This is a genomic window from Gemmobacter fulvus (assembly GCF_018798885.1).
Lineage (GTDB): Bacteria > Pseudomonadota > Alphaproteobacteria > Rhodobacterales > Rhodobacteraceae > Gemmobacter > Gemmobacter fulvus.
In genome coordinates, this window is the sequence record NZ_CP076361.1 from 2,177,944 (window position 1) to 2,197,589 (window position 19,646).

Below are 19,646 nucleotides of genomic sequence, written 5' to 3' on the forward strand. Positions count from 1 at the left end.
CGTTGCAGGATCAATGCCCGGCATAGGCCTGGGCTTCGTATTTGCTGGCCATGTAGCTGAGCAGATTGGCGCGCAGATCGGCCAGTTCGCGGAACTCTGCGCTGCCATAGGTCTGGGCGGCGGCGTAGAAATCGGTCCACCACGGCACGAGGCTGACCAGAATGCCCGCCCCGCTGTCGCGGCTGCCCAGCAGCGCATCAATGGCGCTGCCGATCTCCAGCGGGGTGGGATCGGGTTTGCCGATCACCTGATCCAGCACGCGGGTCAGCCAGCTGTTGCTGTCAAGATTGGCGGGTGGGGTGATATTGGGCGCGTCGGTATCGTCCTTCACCGGCTGGAACGGCGCGGGCACGCGGCTGACATAGGTGGTGCGATACAGCACCCGCCATGGCTGCGCCGGATTGGCCATCGCCTCGCGCATCGCTGCCGCCGCCGCCGTGGTGGAATTGTTCAGCCAGTTCGGTTCGACCACCTGCGACAGCGCGTCGAAATTCGCCTGTTCCGGTGCAATCAGGAACGACATGTAACGATAGGCATCCACCTTGCCCGGTGCCGCGTCGCGCTGGTAGCCGCCGAACAGCAGCTTGCCCGTGGCATCCCGTGTCAGGATCGGCGCGGCCAGAAAATCGGTCGGGATCACGTTGCAGGTCAGGCGGAAGCCGTTCTGTGTATTCGCAGCCTTGGTCGCCGTGGCCGTCCAAGTATTGCCCAGCATGGCATCGGCTTCGATATAGTAGCCACCGGCGGGCGAGGTCACCTTGGCCGCGAATTCCGCGCCGGCGGCGAATTTCAGCGAACTCGCGCCGGTATAGGTTTCGGTATAGGTGTTGGCCGTGCTCCATTCCTCGCGGTGCAGCCCGCCCGCCGCTGTCCAGACGTAATTGTTGAACATGCTGCGCAGGTTGCGATTTTCGCCGAAGTTGAAACCGGGCGACTCTGCCAGCCTGTCCTTGGCATCCTGATACTTGGCCAGAAGCCGATACTTGTCGGCATCGAATTGGTCGTACCAGGCCTTCAGCGCCTGTTCCTGCTGGCGGATTCTGGTCTTGATCGCATAGGCCTCGACCGGCTTGAAGTAGCTGCCGCGCTCCAGATCGGCCCCCGGATAATCGGGGTCATTCACCAGACCGACCTTGCCATCCAGCGTGCCGTTCTTGACGTAGCGCGGGTTGATCGGGAAATCGATGATATTGGTATCGACCGGGATCTGGGTGTTGGGCATCATCACATAGCCCACCGGGGTCTGCGTGCCTTTCAGCGCCAGCATGTAAAGATCGGCGGTGGCCGATTTGACCAGCGCGATGCCGACATTGTTCTGGATATAGCGCCGCCCCACAGTGGGGTTTAGGATGGCATCCTCGGCCTCCCAAGTGCCCGACGGCGTCATGCTGGTCGACAGGCTGACCGCGTTGGAATGGCTTTGCGCCACCTGATCGGTGCTGCCGATATCACCCGATAGCGTCAGTTTTGCGCCAAGCTTTACCTCATATTCCACCACCTGAACCTGAGCTTCCGCCCCCAGTCCGACCGAGGTTTCGGCCTTGCCTTTCCAGAGCGGCCCGCCCTTCACGTTAAACGAGCCGTTGAAGGTGGAACTGCGGCTGGCGCTGAAGCTCCAGGTCTTGGTTTCGGTTTCCTGATACAGCGCGGTGCTGATGCCCGCATAGGCCCGCGCCGGGCCGCCGCCATCGCCCACCCAATAGGCCAGCGTCTGGTTCTCGCTCGGCAGCGGCGGGCCGCCTTCGATATACCCGACGATGGTGGGTTTGCTTTGCACCTGGCCGACAAAGATCGTGTCCAGATCACCCACCTTGTAGCCGGTGCGCAGCTCCGTCTCGCCGGTGTCGGCGCGGTAGAAATACCCGCGCTTCATTACCGAATAGATCCGGCCATAAGCGTCTTTTTCGGCGGCGGCATATTCGGCGACGGCAGGCGCGCCGGCGATATGCGCCACATAATAATCGGGCACACCGCCCAACGCATTGACCACATACTGGCCTTCGTTCTGCAACGGCGCGGAGCTGGGCTTCCAGACCGGCGGGGTCGTGTCGGGTTTCAGCCGCCCGTTATTGCCGCGGCCCGTCATGTCATAGACCACCGGGCCGGAGCCTGCGTCGATGCGCCAATAGGCGGCCAGATGATCCTCGCCGCCAGACAGCGGCTTGTTCATGCTTTCGCGCAGTTGCTGTTCGGTCAGTCGGGTGTTGAACAGGCGGATATCGTCAATATCGCCATGCAGCGGCAGGCTGGGGGCCGTGGTGGCAAGCGATGCCCCGAAGCTCATCTGCAGGTCGCCATAACCGCCCATGTCTGCGGCGGAGACCGGCAGTGGCAGGCTGGTGCGGCCATTGACCACGATCTGCGCCTGCGCCACGTCCTGCCAGATGCACCACAGCTGGTTGCTGGTCAGATCCAGCGGATGATTGCCGGTCAGATCGGCGGCAGAGGTGCCGCTGGTTTCCTCAAAATCCCAGCCCGCCACCAGACCATCCTGATTGACCGGGGTCAGCCGCAGCGCGGTGGTGCGCGCGATGTCATCGGGGGTCAGATTGCGGCTCCAGACCCGTAGATGCGACAGCAGCCCGCGATACTGGAAGGTGCCCGAGGCGGCCTTGGCCACCATGAATTCCGATGTTTCGGTGCGCACCTGTGGCTGGCGGGTGAAATCAGCCTTGTTGTTGGTGATGGGCGCAGCGCCATTCACCGAAATCGCGGCATTGATGAAATAGCTTTGCTGGGCGTATTGATCGGTGCCCTTGCTGTCGGCATTGGCCCCAGTGGTGAAATTGGCCACCACGTAGCAGGTCTGTCCCAGCACGACGGGGATCTTGACCTCATGGCTGAACCGGATCGGCGGATCATCGTAATTCGCGCCGTCACGCTGCAATTCCACCTTCAGGCAGGCTTGCCCCAGCGTATTGATATAAAGTGACCAACTGCCGGGTTTTTCGGCGATGATCTGCTTCTGATTCAGCACCTTGGGCGAAACCCAGACCTCGACCGCAAAGGTGCCCGAGGGTTTGAACGCCTCGGCTTCCTTCACCTTGCCCGAATTCTGCCCGTCAAACTTCAGCGCGCGCCCTTGACGCGAGGCCAGCGCCACATTGGTCCAGCCCTTGAGGATGCGGTTAGAGGCGATGACCAGATCATTGCGCCCGGCATAGGGCACCTTGAAGGCCCCGTCCTTGTCCCAGCCGGGGCTGGCCAGATTGGTGATCGGCGCGTCATATTCCGCGCCCGAGGCCGCCGAATTGGCCGCCAGACTGCCGCCACCTTCGGCCAGATTCCAGCGGATCCCCAGCATCGGATCGGTATCGGGGAACCCGTAGCGCCAGCTGTTGGCCACATCCGCCGCAGACAGGGCGCGCTGCCAGAAGGCAAGGCCATTCACCGCCGCCACGATTCCCTGGCCCGTGCGGCTGCCCAGCGTCAGCGCACCCAGTTTGCCGGTAAAGCTGTTGGTGGCCTCGACCGTCACCGGGGCCTTGTCGTTCAGTGCCAGCCCAAGCGTGACCTTGCCGCTGCCCGCGTCGGCCACGGTGGCGGTGACGCAGCCCCACAGGCCCGGAGTCAGCGCCGTCGGCAGCGTCAGCTTGCCCGCGCCTGACAGGAAGGTCAGCGTCACCTTGCCAAAGGCATCCAGCGTGAGCGACAGATATTCGGTGCCGCCATTCACCTCGGATACCGTCAGGATCGTGCCCGTCACCACCGGATCGGGCAGCCGCAGATAGAGTTGCAGCGTCAGCGCGGGCGGATCGAAGTTGAACGATCGGCTGACGAAAGTGGTTTTCACCAGATTGAGCGCAGGCCCCTGCTTGGCCCCGAGCATCAGCCGGATCGGCATGTCGGGGTCGTCCTTGCAGCCGGTGACGTTATAGGTCAGCAGCCGTTCATTGGCGGCAGCGCGCGCTTCGTCCTGCCGCAGCCAGCCCTGCACTGTCAGATCGCCGGGAATGGCCATCGCCTCGGTTTGCGGCAGCGCCTTGTCGACGCTGACCTGCACGAAATTCGCGGTCTTGCCTGCCGTCATGCCCAGGCTGAAACGCGGGGTGACTGGCATCCAGCCGCCATTCACCCCCGGAACGCGCAGTGCCGCAATCCCGTTGCTGGCGGTGCGGGTATCGGCCAGCCGCCCGATGCCGCCATTGCTGGGCATGGCTTCGGTGACCGCGCCGAACATCAGCGAGCCGCGCAACACGCTGTCCTGCCCGTCAAAGCGCAGCACGGCCTTTTGAAAGACGGTGGCCAGCGTGCGGGCCTGCGGGGCGATCACCGCCCGGTCGAAACCCGATCCCTGATACAGCACCCGCACCATGCCGGCATAGGCCAGCGCAGCGCCCGGAACCGGCGCGACGGTATTGGTCACATCGGCGCTCAGCCCATTGCCAAGCGCATAGATCTGCGTCGCCAGCCCGTCGAGATATCCCGCTGGATAGGCATAATGCGGATCGTCGCCGTTCAGCGCGCGGATGAAGGCCGCCTGTTCGCGGGGCACCTCTTGCAGCAACTGGTCACAGACCTCCACCTTGCAGGTGGCAAGGCTGGACCCGTCGCTGATGCGCAGCGTGAAGGTTTTCAGGGCGTTGCGCACAAAGATCACAACATGGCCGATCTGATCGTCCGAGCGCGCAATGCTGATCCGCACCCCATAGGCGCGGCTGCCGGGCGTGGTGACGGCGGCATAATCATAGCGCGAGGCCTTGCCCGACAGCGCGTCGATCACCGATTGCGCATCGGCGGGCACATCGGGCCAGACCTGACGCAATACCTCGGTCGCGGGCCAGCGCGGCGGGTTGGCAGTTTCCACCGTCAGGGTCACGCGGTCGGCGCGGCTGCCCGAGGTGACGGTCAGCGCCGACAGCGGCAAGGGCAGGCGCGGCACCGAGGTGAACAGGAAAAACGCGCCATCCGTTCCGGCACCGCTGGCGGCGGCAACGGCGGGCGCGCGGCCCGAATAATCGTAATAGGGCCGGGCCCGGCTGATCACATCACGGTCGTCCGGGTTGTCGGAGGCCGCGCCGTTCCAGATGCGCTGGAATTGCGCGATGTCACGCGGCAGGCCCGACCACAGTTCGGTGCCCACATCGCCGGGGCCTTTCACCTCAACATCACAGAGCAGCGGCGACACATCCGACGGGCGAATGGTGATCGCGGTGGCGTTCATATAGGTGCCGACGCGATGCGCCACAAAATCGACAAAGCCGCTTTGCGCCTTGTCGGCGGCCAGCAGACGGGGCGCGACCGGCGTCCAGGCCGCGCAGGGCTGGCCATGGTGCAGCAGGATCAGCGGGTGGTCGGCGGTGTCATTTGCCTGAACCGAGGCCCCGACGGCCCAATCCGTCGACCAACCGCCCGCAAAGCCCGCGCGGGCCGCATCCACCGCGAATTGCGCCACCGACAAAGCATTGTCTGCCGCCTGATAATACAGATGCAGCAGCCCGTCCGACCCTTCGAGCAGGCAGAAATCCGAGGCGGGCGCAATGAAATCGGCCAGACCAGCGTAAAAGGTCAGTCCGCCTGCATCAATATGGAAGGCCCCGCTCATCGGGCTGTCCACCGGCGAGGTGGAAGGCTCCAGCTTGGCCCCCTGCACGGTGACGGTGATGCCGGAGGCCGCAAGGTTCGGCGTGACGGGCGGGGTGGTGCTGTAATCGACGCTTTCGCAGGGCAGGCGCAGGATTTCGGTGCCAGCCGACAGCAGGCGCAGCGATTTGAGCGCGCCCTTGAAGCCGGAAGAGGCCCCGCCGATCCGGTCCAGCACCGCACCCGAGGGGTTGGCCGGGGCAGAGCAGGGGGTCAGCGGCACGGCACTGCCATTCACCGTCAGGGTAAAGGGCGCATCGCCCGGCCCGCCATAGGCCAGAACGACCTGCGACCAGACGCCGGGCTGCAAGACCTGATGCAGGGTGGTGGCGCGCACCGCCACGGTGCCGGTGCCAAAGCCACATTCCAGCTTGTCCCCCTCGACGATGCGCAGGAAGGGCGCGGCGGTCTCTGCCGATGCGGTCGGATCGCCGCCGATCAGCCAGGTGCCATCGCCCTTTTGCGCCGGGGCAAACAGCGCCTCGATCTGATAGGGGCCATTCAGCCCGCGCGGATCGGGGCTGCCCTGCGGTGCGGCCAGCCGCAGTTCCGAGAGGCCGTCAAAGCTCAGATCAAACGGGGCCGGGGTCAGGGCGGTGGCGCTGACCGGCCCGCTCAGCCGTGCCATGCGGCCATCTGCACCAACCGCACAGTCGAGTGTCGCGCTCAGGGTCTTGCCGTTTTCGGTGACGGTCTGCACGATCATCACTCGCGTCGCGCGTTTCACGCCAAGGCTGCTGCCATCGGGCTGCATCACCTTTTCATGTTTCATATAGGTGGTGAGGCGCGGGGCTGCGGTCAGCGGCAGGGCATCCGCCGCCCCCTCGCGCTTCAGTGAAAAGCGGCTGTCGGGCAGGATGTGGTGATCGTCTCCCACGGCCTTGCCGGTCAGATCGAACAGACCGGCCTCATTCGCCGGAAAGCGGAACAGGCGCAGATCATTGGCCGCCTTGTCGCGGACGATGAATTGCCAGGCGAAACTGTCCTTGCCGCTGATCGGCAGCAACGCCACGTCAAAGGCCCCATCCTCCACCCGGTCGATCATCGCCAGTTCCAGCGTCGGCTCCAGAAACGGCTTGCCATCGGGATCGCGGTAATCGGGCTTGTCGGATTTGTCGGCGGGCACATCCTCGTTATGGCTGCGGGCAAAGCGCACTTCCCAGACCGGCGACAGGGTATAGGTCGTCACCTTCTGATTGCTGCCCGATTGCGCCGACAGCAGGCGATAGCGGTTCACGATCAGCGTGCCGCGCGCCGATTGCTGGATGATCGAGATGTATTTCTGATCGGTCACCACCCGGAAGGGCGTGTCACTCGGGGTGACAGTGTGGCTGTCGCGGTCCAGTGTGATCAGGCTCATCCCGACTTCGCGGACCTGCCGTGTTATGTCGAGTTTCGTGAACCCGGCCCAGTCCAGCACCGTATCATTGGCATCGGTATTCTGGCCAAGGACATTGAACCAGATATCGGTTTTCGCGATGCCCGCCGCGTCCAGCACAGGGCGACCAAATACCAAGACAACCCCTTGAAATGTAACCGAAACAAGATGCGAAAAATTTTGCATCACATACTTCCCTGTGCTGGCGGCGCATGGCGTCTTTCACAGGTTCCGCAGGTGCACAGTCGGTGCAGATCCGAGAACCTGCAGGAACGTTGCCAGACAAAGCTCAGGCGAGTGTCGCCCGGGCGACACTCGCGCAAAGATTGTTTTTTGATGTAGGAGGGGTGAGGCGGCGGCGAGGCCTCAGCCCATAAAGCGATAGCCGATGCCGGGTTCCGTCATGATGTAACGGGGGTTGGCGGCATCATCGCCGAGCTTCTGGCGCAACTGGCGGATATAGACGCGCAGATACTGGCTGTCCTCGACATGGGCAGGCCCCCAGAGCGATTTGAGGATCATGCTCTGGGTGATCAACCGGCCCGAATGGCTGGCCAGCATCCACAACAGATCGAATTCGCGCCGGGTCAGATGCAGCGGCACCCCGCCCTTGGTGACGCTGTGATTGGCCGGTTCGATCCGAAGATCGGCAATCTCGATCACCGTGGGGGCAGTCGGCCCGCCCCGGTCGCGCAGCAGGCTGCGGATCCGGGCCAGCAACTCCTTCATGCCGAAGGGCTTGACCACATAATCCTGCGCGCCCGCATCCAGGGCGGCCACCTTTCCCGCCTCGTCCGCGCGGACAGACAGCACCAGAACCGGCACCTGGCTCCAGCTGCGGATCTCGTGCAGCACGGTCAGCCCATCGGCATCGGGCAGGCCAAGATCCAGAATCACCAGCCCCGGCGCTTCGCGGGCCACCGCAAGGATGCCCTCGCGCGCGGTGCCCGCCTCGATCACGTCATGGCCATCGGCTTCAAGCGGCACGCGCAAGAAGCGCCGGATCGGTGCTTCGTCGTCAATCACCAGAATGCGGGTCGTGTCGGGGGCTGTCATGCAGAGGTCTCGGGGTTGAACAGGGGCAGGGTGATCACGATACGCGTGCCCGGCCCGTCTTGCGATGCGGTTTCTGCCCGGATCGTGCCGCCCATGGCCTCGATCAGGCCCTTGCAGATGGCCAGCCCAAGCCCGGTGCCTGCGCGCTGCCGGTCGCCTTCGGCCACGCGGTAGAACATGTCGAACACGCGTTGCTGTTCCGCGGGCGGGATGCCGATGCCGGTATCGCTGACCGACAGGTCCACCTTCGCGCCCGCCGTGCGCGCGGCCAGCACGATGGTCGATCCGGCAGGCGCATATTTCGCGGCATTGTCCAGAACATTCACCAACACCTGTTCCAGCAGCACGCCATCGGCCAGAACCAGCGGCAGGGTGTCGGGCACCTCGGCCAGCACCTGATGCGCGCGCAACGGGCCGCGCAGGCGGTGGCGGGCGCTGCCGACCAGCTCTGCCAGATCCAGCGGCGCCATATGCGGTTTCAGCGCGCCATGCCCCAGACGTGTCATGTCCAGCAGGTTCTGCACATAGCGGTCCAGCCGCTCGCCCTCTTCGCGGATGTTTTCGGCCAGATCCTGCCGGGCCGCCGGGGCCAGATCGGGGGCATCGGCCAGACTGCCAGCCGCGCCGATGATCGTCACCAGCGGCGTGCGCAGATCATGGCTGACCGAGGACAGCAGCGCCGTGCGCAGGCGTTCGGTTTCGGTGGCGAGCCGGGTTTCCGACAGCTCTTCGGTCAGGCGCAGACGTTCCAGCGCCAGCGCAATCTGATCGACCAGCGCGTCCAGCAGCCGCCGGTCGGTGCGGGCCAGCAGGCGGTCATCGGCAAAGGCGATGCCCAGAACCCCCAGACGGCGTTCGGCAGTGACGAGGGGCAGAAAGAACCAGCGCGCGGTCGGCAGCGTATCCGAGCCCCGCCCGGCAGGCTCGCCCTTGTCCCAGGTGAATTGCGCGGCAGATTGGTCGCGCACCTCCAGCCGGTCTTCGGGCGGGAATCCCCCGACCACCTGCAACTCGCCGCCCGGTTCCGGCATCAGCAGCACCGCCTCACAGCGCAGCGTCGTGGCCACATGGCTGACCGAGGCCCAGATCACATCATAGGCGGTGGCAGCGGCGGCAACCCGGCGGCTGAAATCGTAAAGCTTGTTGGTGCGCTCGGCGATGGTGGCCTGCGCCTCGATCCGCGCGCGCAGCCGGGCCGCCAGATTGCCGGTGATCAGCGAGGCAACAAGGAACAGGCACAGCGTCAGCAATTCGCTGCGGTCGGTTACGGTGAAGGTCAGGCGCGGATCCACGAAGAACAGATCGTAGGACAGGAACCCCAGAACCGAGGCTAGCGCCGATGGCCCCATGCCGCGGCGACTGGCCACCACCACCACCGCCGTCATGAAGATCAGTGACAGGCTGGCCACCGGGAACAGCCGCTCTGCCGCAAAGGCACAGACAGAGGCGAGCGTGACGGCGACCGGGGCCTCGGCCCAGGAGCGCGGCTCGCCGCCCGACCACGGCAGATGCCAGCGCCGCTTGGGTGAGCGTTCGTCCGGTTCGGCGGCCAGCGTGATCTCGAACCGGCCGGACTGGCGCAGCAGATGCGCCGCAACATCCTCTGTCACCAGCCGCGCCCAGAGCGGACGGCGGCGCGGCCTGCCGATGATGATGCGGCGCACGTTGCGGTCGGCGGCATAGGACAGGATCGCCTGCGCCACATCGCGTTCGGCGTCCAGCGTCGCCAGTTCCGCCCCCAGCCGCTCGGCCAGCCGCAGCGTGCCTGCCAGCCGGTCCTTATCGGTTTCCGGCAGGGTTTCGGCGCGGGTCTGCACGACGTTCAGCGCAATCCATTCGGCGCGCGCCCGATCGGCAGAGCGTTTGGCAACGCGGATCGCCTCGCGCGCGGCGGGGCTTTCATTGACGCAGACCAGAATCCGTTCCTGCGCAGGCCAAGGGCCGGTGATGGCATTGGCTGCCATATGTTCGCGCAGTTGCGCATCCACCCGGTCGGCGGCGGCGCGCAGCGCCAGTTCGCGCAGCGCCGTCAGGTTGCCCTTGGCAAAAAACGAGGTCAGCGCGCGGGCGGCCTGATCCTGCGGATAGATCTTGCCCTGTTTCAGGCGGCTGACCAGCTCATCCGGTGGCAGGTCGATCAGCTCGATCTCATCCGCCATTTCCAGCACGCGGTCGGGCACGGTTTCGCGCACACGCACCCCGGTGATGCGGGCCACCGTATCGTTCAGCGTTTCGATATGCTGGATGTTCAGCGTGGTGAATACGTCGATGCCCGCCGCCAGCACCTCTTCGACATCCTGCCAGCGCTTTTCGTGCCGCCCGCCATCGGCATTGGTATGGGCCAGCTCGTCGATCAGGGCCAGCGCGGGGCGGCGCTGCAGCAGGGTATCCAGATCCATCTCGGCCAGCGCGCGGCCCCGATAGATCACCGGCTTGCGCGGCAGTTGCGGCAGCCCGGCCAGCTTGGCCTGCGTTTCGGCCCGGCCATGGGTTTCGATCAGGGCGGCCAGCACGTCGATGCCTTCGGCATGTTTGCGATGCGCATCGTCCAGCATCGCCCATGTCTTGCCGACGCCCGGTGCCGCCCCGATGAAGATCTTGAGCCGACCACGCCCCTCACGCGCGGCATGGGCCAGCAGCGCATCGGGAGAGGGGCGTGGCCCGGTGACTGGGATCATTCGGACGTGGCTCCTGCGGCCTCCGGCATCGGGAATGCCGCTTCAAGGGCCAGATTGGTCAGCAGCACATTTACGCGCGGCTCGCCATAAAGCCAGAGGGTTCGGCCTTCCACCGCGTCTTCGATCAGCGCGCGGATGGCGGCAGGATCGGCGGCCCGTGCGGCGGCGATCCGTTCTACCTGCGCCAGCGCGGTGGCCGGGCTGATATGCGGATCCAGCCCCGAGCCGGAGGCGGTGACCGCATCTATCGGGGCCGGTGTCGCGCCGTTTTCGGCCTGCCACGCCACGCGCCGCGCCGCGACGTCGCTTGCCAGCAGCGCCGAGGTCGGGCCAAGGTTCGAGGCAGCGGTTCCGGCGGCGTTCCAGCCGCTGGCCGAGGGGCGCGGGTGCAGATTGCCGGGTGCGGCGAACGCCTGCCCGACAAGGGCCGAGCCGATCACCCTGTCACGCTGAACCACAAGGCTGCCATTGGCGGCGGTGGGGAACAGGGTCTGGGCAAGGCCGGTCATCGCCAGCGGATAGGCAAGCCCGGTCAGCAGGGTGAAGCCAAGCATCAGGGTGAGGGCAGGGCGCAGGTGCAGGAACATGATGGACCCCTTTCAGGCAAGGTTCAGGGCAACAAGGCACAGGTCGATGGCCTTGATCCCGACAAATGGCACGATCAGACCGCCGAGGCCGTAAACCGTCAGGTTGCGGCGCAGCAGGGCGGCGGCGCTGGCGGGGCGGTAGGCGACGCCGCGCAGGGCCAAAGGCACAAGCGCGATCAGGATCAGCGCGTTGAAGATCACCGCCGACAGGATGGCGGAGGTGGGCGAGGCCAGCCCCATGATGTTCAGCACCGCCAGCCCCGGATAGGCAGCGACAAAGATGGCGGGCAGTACGGCGAAATACTTTGCCACGTCATTGGCGATGCTGAAGGTGGTCAGCGCCCCGCGCGAGATCAGCAGCTGTTTGCCCACCATCACCACCTCGATCAGCTTGGTGGGATCACTGTCCAGATCAATCAGGTTGGCGGCCTCTTTCGCGGCAGGTGTGCCCGCGTTCATCGCCACGCCGACATCGGCCTGCGCCAGCGCCGGTGCATCATTCGACCCGTCGCCGCACATGGCGACCAGCCGCCCGCCCGCCTGTTCGCGGCGGATCAGATCCAGCTTCATTTCCGGCGTCGCTTCGGCCAGAAAATCATCCACCCCCGCCTCGGCCGCGATCGCGGCGGCGGTCAGCGGGTTGTCGCCGGTGATCATCACCGTGCGGATGCCCATGGCGCGCAATTCGGCAAAGCGTTCGCGTACGCCCGGTTTCACGATGTCCTTCAGATGCACCACACCGAGGATCTGCGTGCCCTCGGCCACCAGCAGCGGCGTGCCGCCCGACCGCGCAATGGCATCCACCTGTGCGGCCAGCGCGCCGGGCGGGGTTTGCCCGGTCAGCCGGATCACCGCATCAATCGCGCCTTTGCGAAAGCTGCGGCCGTCGGCCAGATCCAGTCCGGACAGCCGGGTCTGTGCGGTAAAGGCCACCGGCTGCGCGCCCTGCGGCAGGGCGGGCACCGTGCCCAGCATCTCGCGCGCCTTGCTGACGATGGATTTGCCCTCGGGCGTCTCGTCGGCCAGCGATGCCAGCGCCGCCGCCTCGGCCAGCCGCTGTGCGTCGATGCCCGGCGCGGGGATCAGCGCATCAGCCATGCGGTTGCCGAAGGTGATGGTGCCGGTCTTGTCGAGCAGGAGCGTGTCCACATCGCCTGCCGCCTCGACCGCGCGGCCCGATTTGGCGATGACATTGGCCTTCACCAGCCGGTCCATGCCCGCGATGCCGATGGCCGACAACAGCCCGCCGATAGTGGTGGGGATCAACGTCACGAACAGCGCGCCCAGTGTGACCACCGGGATCACCGTGCCGGAATAGCTGGCAAAGGCGGGCAGCGTAACCACGACGAACAGAAAGATCAGCGTCAGACCGACGAGCAGGATGTTCAGCGCGATTTCGTTCGGGGTCTTTTGCCGTTCGGCCCCTTCCACGAGCGCGATCATCCGGTCGAGAAAGCTTTTGCCCGGCTCTGCCGTGACCCGCATCACGATCCAGTCCGAGGCGATGGTGGTGCCGCCGGTCACGGACGAGCGGTCGCCGCCCGCCTCGCGGATCACCGGCGCGCTTTCGCCGGTGATGGCGCTTTCGTTGACCGAAGCCATGCCGCGCACCGCCTCGCCATCGGTGGGCACGATGTCACCCGCCGCGACATAGACGAACTGCCCGGCGCGCAGTGTGGTCGAAACCACCTCGGTTGCCGTGGCGGGATCGGCATCCGGCTCTGCCAGAACCCTGACGCGGGTTTCCGATTTGGTGGCGCGCAGCGTATCGGCGCGGGCGCGGCCCCGCCCTTCGGCCAGCGCTTCGGCAAAATTGGCAAACAGCACGCAGAGCCACAGCCAGGCGGCAATATGCAGCGCTGCCCCGCCGCCCACCGTGCCCGACACGAGGTCGCGCAGGCCCAGCAGCGTGGTCATCGCCGCCACGATGGCGGTGACAAACATCACCGGGTTGCGCCACAGCTGGCGTGGATCAAGTTTCGTGACGCTTTGCCGGATCGCGGCAGCATAGAGGCCGGACATATCGGCGGGTTTTTCAGGATGTGACATCGGATGCCTCAAAAGCTCTGCCCGGCGGCGCGTGCGGTTTCTTCCGCAATCGGGCCAAGGGCGAGGACGGGAAAGAAGGTGAGCGCGCCAAGGATCAGCACGATCAGCACCAGCAGGGTCACGAACAGCGGCCCATGGGTGGGGAAAGTCCCTGTCGTGACCGGAGCGCGGGTCTTGCGCACCATCGACCCGGCGATGGCCAGCAGCGGCACGATCATCGCATAGCGGCCCAGCAGCATGACCAGACCAAGGGCGGTCGTATGCCAGGGCAGCGCCGCGCCCCAGCCGCCAAATGCCGACCCATTGTTGCCGGTGGCGCTGGAATAGGCATAGAGGATCTCGCTCAGCCCATGGGGGCCCGCATCCTGCACCGCGGCCAGCGCCTGCGGCACCGTCGCGGCGATGGCCCCGCCCACCAGAATCCCCAGCGGCATCGACAGGAAGGCCAGCACCGCCAGCGTCACTTCACGCGCTTCCACCTTGCGGCCCAGATATTCGGGGGTGCGCCCGACCATCAGCCCGGCCAGAAACACCGCCAGCACCACATAAAGCAGCATCCCGTAAAGGCCGGAGCCGACGCCGCCAAAGATCACCTCGCCGATCTGCATGAACACCATCATGACCATGCCGGACAGCGGCATGAAACTGTCGTGCATCGCGTTGACGGCCCCGTTCGACGCGGCGGTGGTCGAGGCAGCCCAGAGCGCCGACAGCATCGCGCCAAAGCGTTGTTCCTTGCCTTCCATATTGGCGCCCTGGCCCAGCAGCGGGTTGCCTGCCACCTCGGCCCAGTGAATCACCGCAAGGCCCGCCACGAACATCACGGCCATGGCGGCAAAAATCGCCCAGCCCTGTCTGCGATCCCCGGCCATGCGACCGAACAGGAAGCAAAAGGCGACCGGAATCAGCAAAAGCGACAGGCATTGCGCCAGATTGGAGGCGATGGTCGGGTTTTCAAACGGATGGGCCGAATTGACGCCAAAGAAGCCGCCGCCATTGGTGCCCAATTGCTTGATGGCGATCTGTGCCGCCGCCGGGCCGCGGGCGATGACCTGTTCGGCCCCCTCCAGCGTGCTGGCGGTGATGGCCCCGTGCAGGGTTTGCGGCACGCCTTGCGCGGCCAGAAACAGCGCCAGCAGCGCCGAGAGCGGCAGCAGGATCCACAGGACAGAGCGGGTCAGATCGAGCCAGAAATTGCCCAGCGTCGTGCCCTTGGCGGCGGTGAACCCGCGCACCACGGCCAGCGCCACCGCCATGCCGGTGCCCGCGCTGACAAAGTTCTGCACGGTCAGCCCGGCCATCTGCGACAGATAGCTCAGCTGTGCTTCGCCCGAATAGGCCTGCCAGTTGGTGTTGGTGACAAAGCTGACAGCGGTGTTGAAGGCCAGATCGGGGGCCATGCCGCCGATGCCATCGGGGTTCAGCGGCAGTGCGCCCTGAAGCCGCAGCAGCGTGTAAAGCAGAACGAATCCCGCGAGGTTGAAGGCCAGAACGGCCATCGCATAGGCGGGCCATGTCATGCTGCGGTCAGGGTTCACCCCGGCCGCGCGCAGCACACCCCGCTCGATCCGCGCAAGGGCGGGCAGCCCGTCATAGACCCGCGCCATCCACAGCGCGAGCAGAAGGGCCGCGCTGACCAGCGCGGCGAAATAGAGGCCATATGCCAGAATGGTCATGCTATGCCCCCCTCAGAATCGGTCAGGCCGCAGCAAGGCGGCCCCGAGGTAGACAAACAGGCCCACCGCAACGACGAGTCCGAGACTCAGATCGAATATCGGCATGTCACATCCGCTCCAACCGGCGAATGGCCAGGGCGAACAGGGCAAAACTGCCCGCGCCCAGAGCAAGGTAAAGGACATCAAGCATCACGCTCTCCTTGGGATCAGATGGCGCGAGACTGGACCCTTGGGCCGTAAAGGGGCCATGCGTGTTGCGGGCCTGCCGCGTAAAGGCCGCGTAAAGGCCGGCTTGCGGCAGATTAGAATCAGCTTGGGCGCGGACGGGTGTTGGGCGGAAATGCGGCGGGGCTGAAACGCAAAATGCCCGGGCATTTCTGCCCAGGCATTTTGACACGGTGGTGAGCCGGACAGGATTCGAACCTGTGACCCGCTGATTAAAAGTCAGCTGCTCTACCAACTGAGCTACCGGCCCACAACGTAGCGGCTAACTAGAAAGTTCAGCGGGGGGGGTCAAGGGGCTAATCGCATAAAAGTGGCGCGCTCTGGCAAAAAGGTGGAATCTGCGCTAGGAGGCCCCCATGACACAGATGTTCCCCCAAGGCCTGCCGTTCATGAAGATGCACGGGGCGGGCAATGACTTCGTGGTGATCGACTCGCGCGGGCGCGGGGCGGTGACGACTGCGGCGCTGGCCCGCGCCGTGGGCGACCGCAATCGCGGCGTGGGATTCGATCAGCTGGCCGAGATCCACGATGCCGAAGGCGCGGATTTCGCACTGGATTTCTGGAACAGCGATGGCAGCCGGGCCGGGGCCTGCGGCAATGCCACCCGCTGTGTCAGCGATTACATGATGCGCCAGTTGGGCCGGGATGCCGTGACGCTGATCACCGCGCGGGGCGGTTTGCAGGCGGTGCGCCGCGCCGATGGTCTGGTGTCGGTCAACATGGGGCCGCCGCAGCGCGACTGGGCGGATGTGCCGCTGGCGCGCGCGGTGGATACCGATCATCTGCCGCTGCCCGGCGATCCGGTGGCGGTGGGCATGGGCAATCCGCATTGCGTGTTTTTCGTGCCCGATGCCGATGCGGTGGATGTGACCGGCGAAGGGCGGCGGTTCGAGCTGGACCCGCTGTTCCCGCAAAAGACCAATGTAGAATTTGCCAGCGTGATCGGGCCGGACCGGCTGCGGATGCGGGTCTGGGAACGCGGGGCGGGCATCACGCTGGCCTGCGGATCGGGGGCCTGTGCCACGGCGGTTGCGGCGCATCTGCGCGGCCTGACCGGGCGCAAGGTCGCGCTGGAGCTGGATGGCGGCGTGCTGGAGATCGACTGGCGTGACGATGGCGTCTGGATGGCCGGGCCGGTGGCGCATGTGTTCGATGCCGTGCTGTCGCCCGCCTTCCTTGCGGGGCTGCTATGAGCGCACCGATCTTCTCGACCCTAGGCTGCCGCCTGAACGCCTATGAAACCGAAGCGATGAAAGAGCTTGCGGCGGCGGCGGGTGTGGACAATGCGGTGGTGGTGAACACCTGTGCCGTCACCGCCGAGGCGGTGCGCAAGGCCAAACAGGAAATCCGCCGCCTCGCCCGCGAAAATCCCGGTGCGTCGATCATCGTGACCGGCTGTGCGGCGCAGACCGAACCGGAAACTTTTGCCAGCATGGCCGAGGTGACAAAGGTGATCGGCAATACCGAAAAGATGCAGGCTGAAACCTGGACCAGCCTGCGCGCGCCCGATCTGATCGGCCTGACCGAAAAGGTGCAGGTCGATGACATCATGTCGGTGCGCGAAACGGCGGGCCATCTGATCGACGGATTTGGGCGGCACCGCGCCTATGTGCAGGTGCAGAATGGCTGCGATCACCGCTGCACCTTCTGCATCATCCCCTATGGCCGCGGCAATTCCCGCTCGGTTCCGGCGGGAGTGGTGGTCGATCAGATCAAGCGGCTGGTCGACAAGGGCTTCAACGAGGTGGTGCTGACCGGCGTTGATCTGACCAGCTGGGGCGCGGATCTGCCCGCCACCCCGCGTCTGGGCGATCTGGTGATGCGGATTCTGCGGCTGGTGCCCGATCTGCCGCGCCTGCGCATCAGCTCGATTGATTCGATCGAGGCGGATGACGCGCTGATGGGCGCGATTGCGACCGAGCCGCGCCTGATGCCGCATCTGCATCTGTCGCTGCAAGCGGGCGATGACATGATCCTGAAACGCATGAAGCGGCGGCATCTGCGCGACGATGCGATACGCTTTTGCGAAGAGGCCCGCAGCCTGCGCCCGGATATGGTGTTTGGTGCCGATATCATCGCGGGCTTTCCGACCGAAACCGACGAGATGTTCGCCAACAGCCTGAAGCTGGTCGAGGATTGCGGCCTGACCTTCCTGCATGTGTTCCCGTTCAGCCCGCGCAAGGGCACGCCTGCCGCGCGGATGCCGCAGGTCCGGGGGCCGCTGGTCAAGGAGCGCGCGGCGCTGCTGCGGGCGGCGGGGGATGCGGCGCTGGCGCGGCATCTGGCGGCGCAGGTCGGGCGGCAGCATCAGGTTCTGATGGAAGGGCCGCGCATGGGGCGGACCGAACAGTTCACCGAAGTGCAGTTCACCGAAGATCGCGCGGAAGGACAGATCGTCACGGCGCGCATCGCGGGGTTTGCACAGACGGCGCTGACCGCCTAACCTCGGCCCCGACAGGGGGCCCTTATGGCACATGACCACGCGCTGCACGCTGACCACGCCGAAACAGAGGGGCGGCGCGATGCGGTGCTGGCCGCCATCACGCTGCTGGGCATGGCGCTGGCGCTGATGGATGCGTTTCTTTGGCCGGGGCCATGGGGCGTGGCCGGGCTGAGTGCGGTCTATCTGGCGGCGGGTCTGCCCACGCTGCTGTCGGCGCTGGGCAGCATCTGGCGGCAGCACCGTCTGGATATCGACCTGCTGATGGCCTTGGCCGCGCTTGCGGCGGCGCTGGTCGGGGCGGCGCTGGAAGGCGCTGTGCTGCTGACTCTGTTCACCCTGTCCGAGGCGCTGGAACACCGGGCCATGGGGCGCGCCCGCCGCGCGGTCGAGGCGCTGATGGCGCTGCGCCCCGATACCGCCCTGCGCAAGCGGGATGGCTTTGTCGCCGAGGTGCCCACGGCCGAACTGCGCCCCGGGGATCTTGTGGTGGTGCGGCCCGGCGCGCGGGTGCCGGTGGATGGGGTGATCGTCACCGGCTCTGCCGCGATGGACCTGTCGACCATCACCGGCGAATCGATGCCGGTGCGCAAGGAACCGGGCGACAAGGTGTTCGAGGCGACCGTGAACCTGAACGGCGTGCTGGAGGTCGAGGTCAGCCGTGCCGTGGCCGAAAGCACCGTGGCGCAAATGGTGGCGCTGGTGACGCAGGCCGCCGCTGCCAAAGCCCCGTCCGAGCGGTTCTCCGACTGGTTCGGGCAAAGATATACAATCGTTGTGCTGCTGGGGGCGGTGGCCGCCTTTACCGCCTTTTACCTGTTCGGGCACAGTTTTGACGTGGCGCTGTATCGCGCCGCCACCTTGCTGGTTGCCGCAAGCCCCTGTGCCATCGTGATCTCGGTGCCTGCCGCCATCCTGTCGGCCCTGTCTGCCGCTGCCCGGGGCGGGGTGCTGTTCAAGGGCGGGGCGGCTCTGGAAATGCTGGCCGATGTGCGGGCCTTCGCCTTTGACAAGACCGGCACCCTGACGACGGGCCGGGCCGAGGTGACGGGCCTGCACGCGGCGGATGAGGCCGGGTTCCTGCGCAAACTCGCCGGATTGGAGGCGCAGTCGGAACATCCGATTGCCGAGGCGATCCGGCGCGAGGTGGCCAGCCGGGCGCTAATCCCCGAGACGGTGCGCGATGTGCAGGCACATCCGAGCGAAGGCATCACCGGGCAGGATGACACCGGCCCGATCTGGGCCGGAAACCCGCGCATGGCGGCGCGGATGGGGGCCGACCTGCCGCATCTGCCGGGGCTGAGCGATGGGGCGCAGACGCTGGTCTGGCTGGGGCGCGGCCCCGCCGTGCTGGGCGCGCTGACGGTGGCCGACCGCCCGCGCGCCAGTGCGCGTGACGGGCTGACGGCGCTGCGGCGGGCCGGGGTTGGCCTTGCGATGATGACCGGCGACCGTCGTGCCGTGGCCGACCGGATCGGGGCCGAGCTGGGCCTTCTGCCGCCTGAGATCCATGCTGATCTTCTGCCGGAGGACAAGGTGCATCTGGTGGCCAGCCTTGCAGCGCAGGGGCGCGTGGCCTTTGTCGGTGACGGGGTGAATGATGCGGCGGCGCTGGCGCGGGCCGATGTGGGCATCGCCATGGGGGCGGCAGGCAGCGAGGTGGCCTTGCAGGCGGCGGATGTGGCTCTGCTGTCGGATGACATGGCGCAACTGGCCGCCGCGCATCGGCTGGCACAGCGCACGGCGCGGATCATCCGGCAGAACCTGATATTCGCGCTGGGGGCGATGGCGATATTGGTCGTGGGTGGGCTGTTCTTCGATCTGCCCTTGCCGCTGGCCGTGCTGGGGCATGAGGGGGGCACGGTTCTGGTGGTGCTGAACGGCCTGCGCCTGCTGGCCGATCCGATCCGCGCGGATCGCCGCAAGACGTGACGCCGCGCCTGCACATGCAAAGGGCACCCGAAGGTGCCCTTT

General features: G+C 66.0%; 10 protein-coding genes and 1 tRNA gene. 3 read left to right on the forward strand and 8 right to left on the reverse strand.

Annotated elements, in window-relative coordinates; genetic code table 11:
• Window positions 1-10 precede the first annotated feature (10 nt).
• The 8 genes from KM031_RS10520 to KM031_RS10550 all read right to left on the reverse strand — a co-directional run bounded on the left by KM031_RS10520 (window position 11) and on the right by KM031_RS10550 (window position 15,482).
• Complete coding sequence (locus KM031_RS10520; RefSeq protein WP_215504939.1) at window positions 11-7,099, reverse strand: LamG-like jellyroll fold domain-containing protein; 7,089 nt, start codon at window positions 7,097-7,099, stop codon at window positions 11-13.
• 228 nt (window positions 7,100-7,327) lie between these two features.
• Window positions 7,328-8,017, reverse strand: a complete 690-nt coding sequence (locus tag KM031_RS10525; RefSeq protein ID WP_215504938.1) for a response regulator — start codon at window positions 8,015-8,017, stop codon at window positions 7,328-7,330.
• A complete protein-coding gene (locus tag KM031_RS10530) occupies window positions 8,014-10,695 on the reverse strand; it encodes an ATP-binding protein (protein WP_215504937.1) in 2,682 nt (893 codons plus the stop codon). The genes KM031_RS10525 and KM031_RS10530 overlap by 4 nt, the downstream gene beginning before the upstream one ends.
• Window positions 10,692-11,282, reverse strand: coding sequence for a potassium-transporting ATPase subunit KdpC (gene kdpC / locus KM031_RS10535; RefSeq protein ID WP_215504936.1), 591 nt, complete (start codon window positions 11,280-11,282; stop codon window positions 10,692-10,694). The genes KM031_RS10530 and kdpC overlap by 4 nt, the downstream gene beginning before the upstream one ends.
• A gap of 12 nt (window positions 11,283-11,294) precedes the next feature.
• Window positions 11,295-13,331, reverse strand: a complete 2,037-nt coding sequence (gene kdpB / locus KM031_RS10540; protein ID WP_215504935.1) for a potassium-transporting ATPase subunit KdpB — start codon at window positions 13,329-13,331, stop codon at window positions 11,295-11,297.
• Window positions 13,332-13,339: 8 nt separating this feature from the next.
• Window positions 13,340-15,007, reverse strand: coding sequence for a potassium-transporting ATPase subunit KdpA (kdpA, locus tag KM031_RS10545; protein ID WP_215504934.1), 1,668 nt, complete (start codon window positions 15,005-15,007; stop codon window positions 13,340-13,342).
• A gap of 12 nt (window positions 15,008-15,019) precedes the next feature.
• A complete protein-coding gene (gene kdpF / locus KM031_RS22695) occupies window positions 15,020-15,190 on the reverse strand; it encodes a K(+)-transporting ATPase subunit F (RefSeq protein WP_370879000.1) in 171 nt (56 codons plus the stop codon).
• A 216-nt stretch (window positions 15,191-15,406) separates the two neighbouring features.
• Window positions 15,407-15,482 (reverse strand) — tRNA-Lys (locus KM031_RS10550).
• A gap of 106 nt (window positions 15,483-15,588) precedes the next feature.
• Between KM031_RS10550 and dapF the strand changes: the two genes are divergently transcribed.
• The 3 genes from dapF to KM031_RS10565 are packed head-to-tail and all read left to right on the forward strand — an operon-like array spanning window position 15,589 to window position 19,604.
• Window positions 15,589-16,425 (forward strand): diaminopimelate epimerase, encoded by an 837-nt coding sequence (dapF, locus tag KM031_RS10555; protein ID WP_215504932.1) that lies wholly within the window; start codon window positions 15,589-15,591, stop codon window positions 16,423-16,425.
• Window positions 16,422-17,675 (forward strand): tRNA (N(6)-L-threonylcarbamoyladenosine(37)-C(2))-methylthiotransferase MtaB, encoded by a 1,254-nt coding sequence (gene mtaB, locus KM031_RS10560; RefSeq protein WP_215504931.1) that lies wholly within the window; start codon window positions 16,422-16,424, stop codon window positions 17,673-17,675. Before dapF ends, mtaB begins: the two co-directional genes overlap by 4 nt.
• Window positions 17,676-17,699: 24 nt before the next feature.
• Complete coding sequence (locus KM031_RS10565; RefSeq protein WP_215504930.1) at window positions 17,700-19,604, forward strand: heavy metal translocating P-type ATPase; 1,905 nt, start codon at window positions 17,700-17,702, stop codon at window positions 19,602-19,604.
• Window positions 19,605-19,646: the final 42 nt, after the last annotated feature.